Origin of the sequence: Psychrobacter sp. DAB_AL32B, assembly GCF_002224105.1 — a bacterium.
Lineage (GTDB): Bacteria > Pseudomonadota > Gammaproteobacteria > Pseudomonadales > Moraxellaceae > Psychrobacter.
The window spans coordinates 1-7,712 of the sequence record NZ_NEXU01000082.1; the positions used below are offsets into that span (position 1 = coordinate 1).

6 protein-coding genes are annotated in these 7,712 nt (G+C 37.0%); all 6 read left to right on the top strand.

Annotation, left to right across the window (positions count from 1 at the left end; genetic code table 11):
* Positions 1-267: 267 nt before the first annotated feature.
* A complete protein-coding gene (locus CAN34_RS09995; RefSeq protein ID WP_089555538.1) occupies positions 268-1,221 on the top strand; it encodes a polysaccharide deacetylase family protein in 954 nt (317 codons plus the stop codon).
* Between the two features lie 230 nt (positions 1,222-1,451).
* Entirely contained in the window at positions 1,452-2,684 is a 1,233-nt protein-coding gene (locus CAN34_RS10000) for a glycosyltransferase (protein WP_089555539.1), read from the top strand.
* Positions 2,681-3,364, top strand: a complete 684-nt coding sequence (locus tag CAN34_RS10005) for a haloacid dehalogenase-like hydrolase (RefSeq protein WP_089555540.1) — start codon at positions 2,681-2,683, stop codon at positions 3,362-3,364. Before CAN34_RS10000 ends, CAN34_RS10005 begins: the two co-directional genes overlap by 4 nt.
* On the top strand, positions 3,361-4,125 hold the full coding sequence (locus CAN34_RS10010) for a hypothetical protein (protein WP_089555541.1): 765 nt from the start codon (positions 3,361-3,363) through the stop codon (positions 4,123-4,125). The genes CAN34_RS10005 and CAN34_RS10010 overlap by 4 nt, the downstream gene beginning before the upstream one ends.
* Before the next feature lie 10 nt (positions 4,126-4,135).
* A complete protein-coding gene (asnB, locus tag CAN34_RS10015; protein WP_089555542.1) occupies positions 4,136-6,094 on the top strand; it encodes an asparagine synthase (glutamine-hydrolyzing) in 1,959 nt (652 codons plus the stop codon).
* Positions 6,095-6,506: 412 nt separating this feature from the next.
* Positions 6,507-7,490 (top strand): hypothetical protein, encoded by a 984-nt coding sequence (locus tag CAN34_RS10020; RefSeq protein ID WP_254423158.1) that lies wholly within the window; start codon positions 6,507-6,509, stop codon positions 7,488-7,490.
* The last annotated feature ends 222 nt before the right edge of the window (positions 7,491-7,712 follow it).

Consider the following 7,712-nt stretch of genomic DNA (forward strand, 5'->3'; position numbering starts at 1 on the left):
ATTGTTATCAAAAAATATAGATTCTAATAAATGTAATATATATCTTATTTATTAAGTAATATTTATAGATATATATATATATAGATATAGATATAGATATAGATATAGATATAGGTATAGGTATAGGTATAGGTATAGGTATAGGTATAGGTATAGGTGTTTTATTTTCGTATAATTATTATATGACCTAATCTGATTTTAATAACCAGTTTTTTAAAATTATACGCAACAATTATAGATTTTTTATAAAAAAAAGAGGGTGGGTTTATGGGAAATGAATTATTTAAAAAAATTATATTTTCTATATTGGCAAAACAGACTAGGTTGGAATCTAGGAAAAAGATGTTGGTTAAAAACAACATAGTAACAGTTCTTAACTTGCATAGAGTGTCACCTGATACAGGTAGTGCTTATAAAGCAATATGTCCGTCATTTTTTGATAAGATAATTAGTTATCTAAAAAAAGAATTCCATATTTGTTTATTTAGTGATTTTGAAAAAATAAAAACAAAAAAGCCTAAATTAATACTATCGTTTGACGATGGCTATAAAGATTTTATAGATTATGTAGTGCCTATATTAGATAAACATAATGTTCGAGTCAATCAAAACGTAATTCCTTACTGTATGGAAACAGGTTTACCTCCTGTAAATGTTATGCTACAGGACTTTATTGGAAAGGCGCCTACTGAACTTCTAAAAAAAATACCTTTAGAAATAGATACCACTATTATTGACCGATATAAATTAGGTACAAAAGCATCTTTTCTTATTAAGTATCTTCCTGAAGTTGAATTTATATCTTGCAGAGCTGAGTTACTAGAATTTTTATTAAACTATCCAGAATTTCTTTGTGCTTCAGTAATGACTAAAAAAGATGTCATGCAGTTATCTTCGATACATGAAATTGGTGCTCACTCCTTTGAGCATTTATCAATGGAAAATCAGAGTGAGGAGTATTTTTTAACTGATTTAAAAAAATGTAAGGAGTATTTTTTAGAAAGCCTGTTTCTTGATTGTAATATTTATTGTTTTCCAAATGGCAGTGCCTTAGCTGAGCAGATAGTTCTTGCTAAAAAATACGGTTTCCAAAATGTTTTATTGGTAGGTAATAAGTATAGCAATGCTACTAGCGGTATTTTCCATAGGTTTACATTTGATGTAAGTAGTATGAATGAGGCGAAATATAAATCATTTGGTAGAAGGGCTCTGTTGATATGAAAATTATTAATTTTATAAGTAATTAACCGAATTATAATTAATTATATCAAAATATTATATATTTATATATTTATATGCAGTTATGATTTTTTTATAAAATTACCCTAAAGTTATACTCTATTTCCTAGACTTATTATAGGAAAATGACTTTAGTGTAATTTCATCTTTATGTGTTTATTAATATAGTATGCCTAGCTTTATATATACCTCAAAAATATGCCGGAGTATCTATGAATAACTCAGTATTGTTTATCTCTTATGATGGCTTGCTAGATCCTTTAGGTGGTAGCCAAATACTACCGTATTTATATAGTATCCGTCAGCATCCTCGTCCTTTACATATCTTAAGCTATGAAAAACCTGAACGTTTTAAGGCGGGTGGTGAATTATTAAAAGCAGAGTTGGCTAGTTCTGGCATAGGATGGACACCTTTGTCTTTCACTACGCGTTTCGGTAGGTTAGGCAAGCTTTGGGATTTGTCTCGCATGTATGAAGTTGCTCTATATTTGCAGCTTAAACATCGTTTTGGAGTGATCCATTGCCGAAGCTATCAAGCCATGCAGGTTGGAGCATTACTGCGTAAGCTTACAGGAGTAGAGGTCTTGTTTGATATGCGCGGCCTTTGGGTCAACGAAAGAGTCGATGGTGATATTTGGAAGCTAGATAGCAGTATTGACGCTTCAATATTTAAAATCTATAAGCGTGTAGAACGCAGCCTTCTTTTGAACGCTAGTCATATTGTGGCTCTCACAGAACGAGTAGTACCTGAACTGTATAAGTTATCCCCAGATATGTCTGCTCCCATTTCAGTGATTCCTTGCTGTGCAGACTTTGAGCATTTTAGCTTGCCTACCGCTGAGCAGCGTATTCTTACTCGTAAGGAGCTAGGATTACCTGAAAATGCTTTTGTACTCTCATACCTAGGCTCTTTGGGGACTTGGTATATGTTAGACGAAATGCTACAACTATTCGGCCAAGCAGCTACTGAGCGAGAAGATGTACACTTTTTATTGATTACTAAAGATTGGCGAGCAGAGCATGAGTCATTAATAAGTGCTCTTGGCTTGTCACATTTGCGTACGCGTATACATGTCCATGAAGCCACCCGTGACCAAGTGCCTTCTTATATAGGCTGCTCTGATTTAATGCTAAGCTTCATCAAGCCTGCTTATTCAAAAATAGCGAGCTCACCTACTAAAATGGCAGAAGCGCTGGCGGTAGGGGTGCCGGTAGTTAGTAATGCTGGAATTGGTGACATAGATAACATGACTGCTAGGCTAAAAGCCGGGGCAGTTATAAATCTGGATGAGCCTGATAGCTTATCTGATATCGTATCCTCACTTGATAGTCTTAAGAAGATGGGAGGACACAATCTACGTGCGCGAGCTAAAGCCGAATTGGATCTTCATGTTGCAGAGTTAAGTTATAAAAAGGTTTACGAGCAGCTGGAGCATACACTATGACCGATGATTCAGCTGCTAGGTTATTTATTACAGATGTTTGTGGCACATTGGTTTATGACGATACAACATTAGGCCTGCTCAGAGTGCATTTTTCTCAGCAGCCTGAACGTCAATGGCGTTTGCCAATGTTTCGTGCTTTGACCGCACATCGTAGTCCGTTTCGATTAGGAGTAGCAGTGATTGAACGTCTCACTGGTAAACATGTTTTAAAACAGCTACTCGTCAGAATGATGAAAGACGATACGGTCAGCTCTCTCGAATTAAATGCAGAAATTTATGCACAATGGTTATTGGATAATAGAAAAGTCCCTTCTGTTTGGAATGTCATTACACCTGCGATAAAAGACAAACACATAATATTGGCTTCTGCCAGTTTACAACCCATCGTTTCGGCACTGGCAAAGCAGCTGGGTGTAAGGTTTGTTGCTAGTGAGCTTGAGAGTAGTGACGGTGTTTTAACAGGTCGTTATAAAAGTGACTTAACTGGATTAAAGTTACAAGCATTAAGTGATCTTATTGGTAATGACCTGAGTAGCAGCTTTTATGATGCTATCAGTGACAATATTACAGATCAAGAGTTACTAAGTGGTGCAAAGAGAGCTTATGTGGTTCTGCATAAAGCGTCACATAAGGAGCGCTGGGCAGGATTAACCGCTACTTATATAAGGCTAAACCAATGAATATGTTATATATATTGCCATTTAGTTACTTCTATAATACTCGTCTGCGTAATGGAAGTTGGGTTTTTCATGCTCTATTTGAGTGGCTAAGTGCGGCAATACTTGTTATGGCTCTTGGTAATTTACCACCGTTTCAAGCTTTGATACAGGCTATCCTAGTATATTTTGCATTTATCAGTTTGTATGAGATCGGCTATCTTGTAAATGACTTATTCGCGGCACGTAAAGAGAAAGATGGTCGTCGACGCGGTCCTCAAAATGCGCCTAGTATGTGGGTTTTCACGTGGATTGCTTTTCGAATAATGGCTTTTATAGCATTAACTGTTCTACTAAATATGCAAGAGGTATTGGCATGGTGGAGTTTCTTTTTAGCTTTATCCATCGTCTTTGCTCTTCATAATATTTTTGTTGATCGTGAGTTCAAGGTGGCAACCTTTCTTTGGTTAGCCTGGTTTCGATTTATGGCACCAGTCATATTTGTGGTAGAAGATCGTTATAGAATGGGTATCGCCCTAGCAGCAAGTATCGGTTATGCGGCTTTTCGTCTTTTTGGTTATCTTGATAGTAAAGGCTTGCTAAAGATGCCTGGTCGTCAAAGAATTCGTTTTAGACTGGTATTTTTTTTGATGCCTTTGACTGGAGTTTTAGCATTAGCTCCTTACGATGAAGCTCGTGGTTTTGTTTTACTCTGTGCTGTTTATTCTACTATCGCGTTAGCGGCTGCCGGTAGCAGTTGGTTACGTCACGGTCATCTAGACTAAGGAGTATTTAATGTGTGGTATTGTTGGTTTTCGCCAAAACTCATCAAGTAATATAGACATACGTGGTTGTATCGCTCAGATGAATGATACTCTTTATCATAGAGGTCCAGATGCTAGCGATAGTTGGCTGGATGAAACTATTGGCTTAGCGCTTGGTCATCGGCGTTTAGCCATTCTAGAGCTGTCGCCTGCAGGCGCACAGCCCATGCATTCTGTGTGTGGACGATATGTGCTTGTATTTAATGGTGAGATATATAACCATCTGCAACTACGTCAACAGCTTAATCAAGAAGGCTTCTTACTCGAATGGAGAGGGCATTCAGATACAGAGACCATGCTCGCTTGTTTCGTGGCTTGGGGTATAGAGAAAACACTACAAGCTATGGTAGGTATGTTTGCCATTGCTCTATGGGATAAGCAAACAAAACTACTGACTCTAGCTAAGGATAGGATGGGTGAAAAACCTTTATATTGGGGTTGGCAAGACGATAGTTTATTCTTTGGTTCTGAATTAAAGGCTTTGAAAGCACACCCTATGTTCAAAGCAGATATTGATCGTGATTCAATCACTTTACTGTTGCGTCACAACTGCATTCCTGCTCCTTATAGTATTTATCAAGGCATTAAAAAGTTGCGACCTGGTTATTGGTTACAATTGCCTTTAGCAGAATTGGAAACAGCTAAAATAGCGGTACCCAAGGCCTACTGGAGCTTTAATACTGTAGCTGAAACAGGGCTAGAAAATCCTTTTACTGGCAGTCCAGAGCAAGCAGTTGATATTTTAGAATCAGCACTTATGGAGAGTATCGGCAGTCAAATGCAATCAGACGTTCCACTTGGTGCTTTTTTAAGCGGTGGTATAGATAGCAGTACAGTAGTTGCATTAATGCAAGCACAAAGCGAGCAGCCAATTAAGACTTTTACTATTGGTTTTGAGGATGAAGGATATAACGAGGCAACGCATGCAAACGCTGTGGCCAAGCACATTGGTACTGAACATACTGAGTTTTATATAACCCCTAAAGATGCTTTATCAGTGATACCGAAATTATCGTCTATATACTGTGAGCCATTTTCAGATAGCTCACAAATCCCGACCTTTTTAGTCAGTCAGTTAGCAAGTGAGCATGTGACGGTTGCTCTAAGTGGTGACGGGGGTGATGAGCTATTTGGAGGCTACAATCGCTACCTCATGGCTCAGCAAGTTTGGAATAAAAATCGTAAATTGCCTAGATCAATGAGAAGATTGGCGTCGACGACACTGACTGCTTTCGCACCCAAGAGCTGGGATGCTATGTTCACAACGCTTAATCCTATTCTCCCTAAAAGATTTCGGTTGAGCGCTCCTGGTGATAAGGCTCACAAGCTAGCAGGTGTGCTAAATATTGATAGTGAACAGGACTTTTACCAGTCATTGACCAGTCATTGGCAGCAGCCTGAGAAGTTAGTCATAGGTGCAAAAGAACCTAGTACTTTGATAAGTGACATAAACTGTTGGCCGAAAACAGATAGTTTTCAACATGCGATGATGGCTATGGACGCACAGACTTATATGGTTGATGATATTTTGGTAAAGGTTGATCGCGCTGCTATGGCTAATAGTCTAGAAACGCGAGTGCCGATGCTAGATCATCGTATTGTTGAATTAGCCTGGAAAATGCCATTGGATTACAAAATACGTAATGGGGAAGGTAAGTGGTTGCTGAAGCAGGTACTATTTCGTCACGTCCCTCGCCAATTGATTGAACGACCTAAAATGGGGTTTAGCCTACCTTTACACGATTGGTTACGTGGTTCATTACGGGATTGGGCTGAAGCATTATTAGATGAAAAGCTGTTACTACAGCAAGGTTATTTTTATCCCGCACCCATACGTATGATGTGGACAGAACACCTGAGTGGTAAATATAATCATCAAGATCAACTATGGAATATATTAATGTTCCAAGCCTGGCTTGAGACCCAATGATTTATATGGATAGCGAAATTATGATTATATTTATTTTTTTGAATGTATGCAATTATTAGACTACAATCAGCATGACACCTTTTAAGACATAGCCGTACAAAGCCAGTAGGTTAAATTAGAATAATGCCCAATATGCTAATCACAACAGTCCCTTAATAGTAGCCAAAACAGACATGTAATTTTAATTTTTTATTAAAAATATAGAGACAAACTAATGTCAGACCTAAGTTGGATTTATACGTATGGATTTTTAGGTATCAGACTTTTTGAGTTACCTAGTCTGCTGATATGCTGGTTGCTAATTGTTACTGTCGGATACAAGTTTAAGGTTCCCTCCAATTATCAAGTAGTCCTTGCTTTACACTGTTTGCTTCCTTTCATTCTAAATGACGTATTGTTTAGTACTTCATATATGGGCGATCAGTTTAGGTACTGGGAGGGCGTGAATGCGATAAGATCTGGAGAACTGGGTTTGATTGAAGCATTCACAGGTGGTGATAATGTCTTTCAAGCCAGTGCTATGCTTGCACTGTTACCATTTCCATCTCCAGTTTCTCCTATTAGTCTAGGATTCTATAATACTTTTCTCTATATCGTTTTGTTCTTCGTTTTGTATGTCAAAAATATTTTTACAAAAGTATCAATATGGTTTTATCTGTTGTTTCCAAGCATGGCTCTATACACAGCTCTAAGCTTGCGTGAAACTCTAATTCTATTTTTTATGGTGCTAACTGTTGTTTATGCCCGTGAGTCTAAGATCCTTAAAAGCATTTTATTTATTATTCCTTTATACTTAATTAAATTCCAGAACTTTTTTATTTTAGGTCCTATTGTTCTAATGTATTTTATTTTCAATGTGGCCAAAAAGGGTATGGGGTTAGCAAAAGCAGTAATTATAAGCCTGATTAGTCTAGCTGGATTGCTTATTTCTGCTCCAATAGCTATCCCTCAAATTAATCATTTTAGGGCGGCTATGTTTGTAGAAGATGGAGGAAAAGCTGAAGAAATCATGCTTATTTCTGGCGCAGGAGAGTTTGTTGTTGAAGGTTTGACGTCGGGTGTTTACTTCTTGTCTAAACCATTTATATGGGAAGCGAGCGGCCTCTTACCTTTGATTCAGTCATTTGAGAATTTATTTGTACTTGCTATTTTATTTCTGATAACACGTAAAGCTTGGATGAAAAGTCCTGACAAGCTTGCTTTTTGGTTATTATTTATGGCGTTATCCATGTCTGTATATGGCTTAGTTGTATTTAACTATGGAACAGCTGTTCGTTATAGATATCCATTCTTTATTATATATGTACTGTTCGTATGTGCTGACTGCGAAATTCGCACATTATTTCCTAATAAAAAACTTCCAAATAAGAACCCACTTCCTAAAATCAATCAGTAAAAATCCTTCACCACCTCTCTCAAAGGTATAAATATAAATTATTTATGTCTTCCTATTGTAATTAGTATGAAAATTACCTATAGTATATTCATATATGCGAATATATAAATATAATTTGAGTCGAATTTTAGTTTGCAGTATTAATAATGATATTCATGGCTATTCTTTTTATACGATTTAAATAACTAAGCTGAAAAATTATGCCTAAGAGAAAAAGGTTTC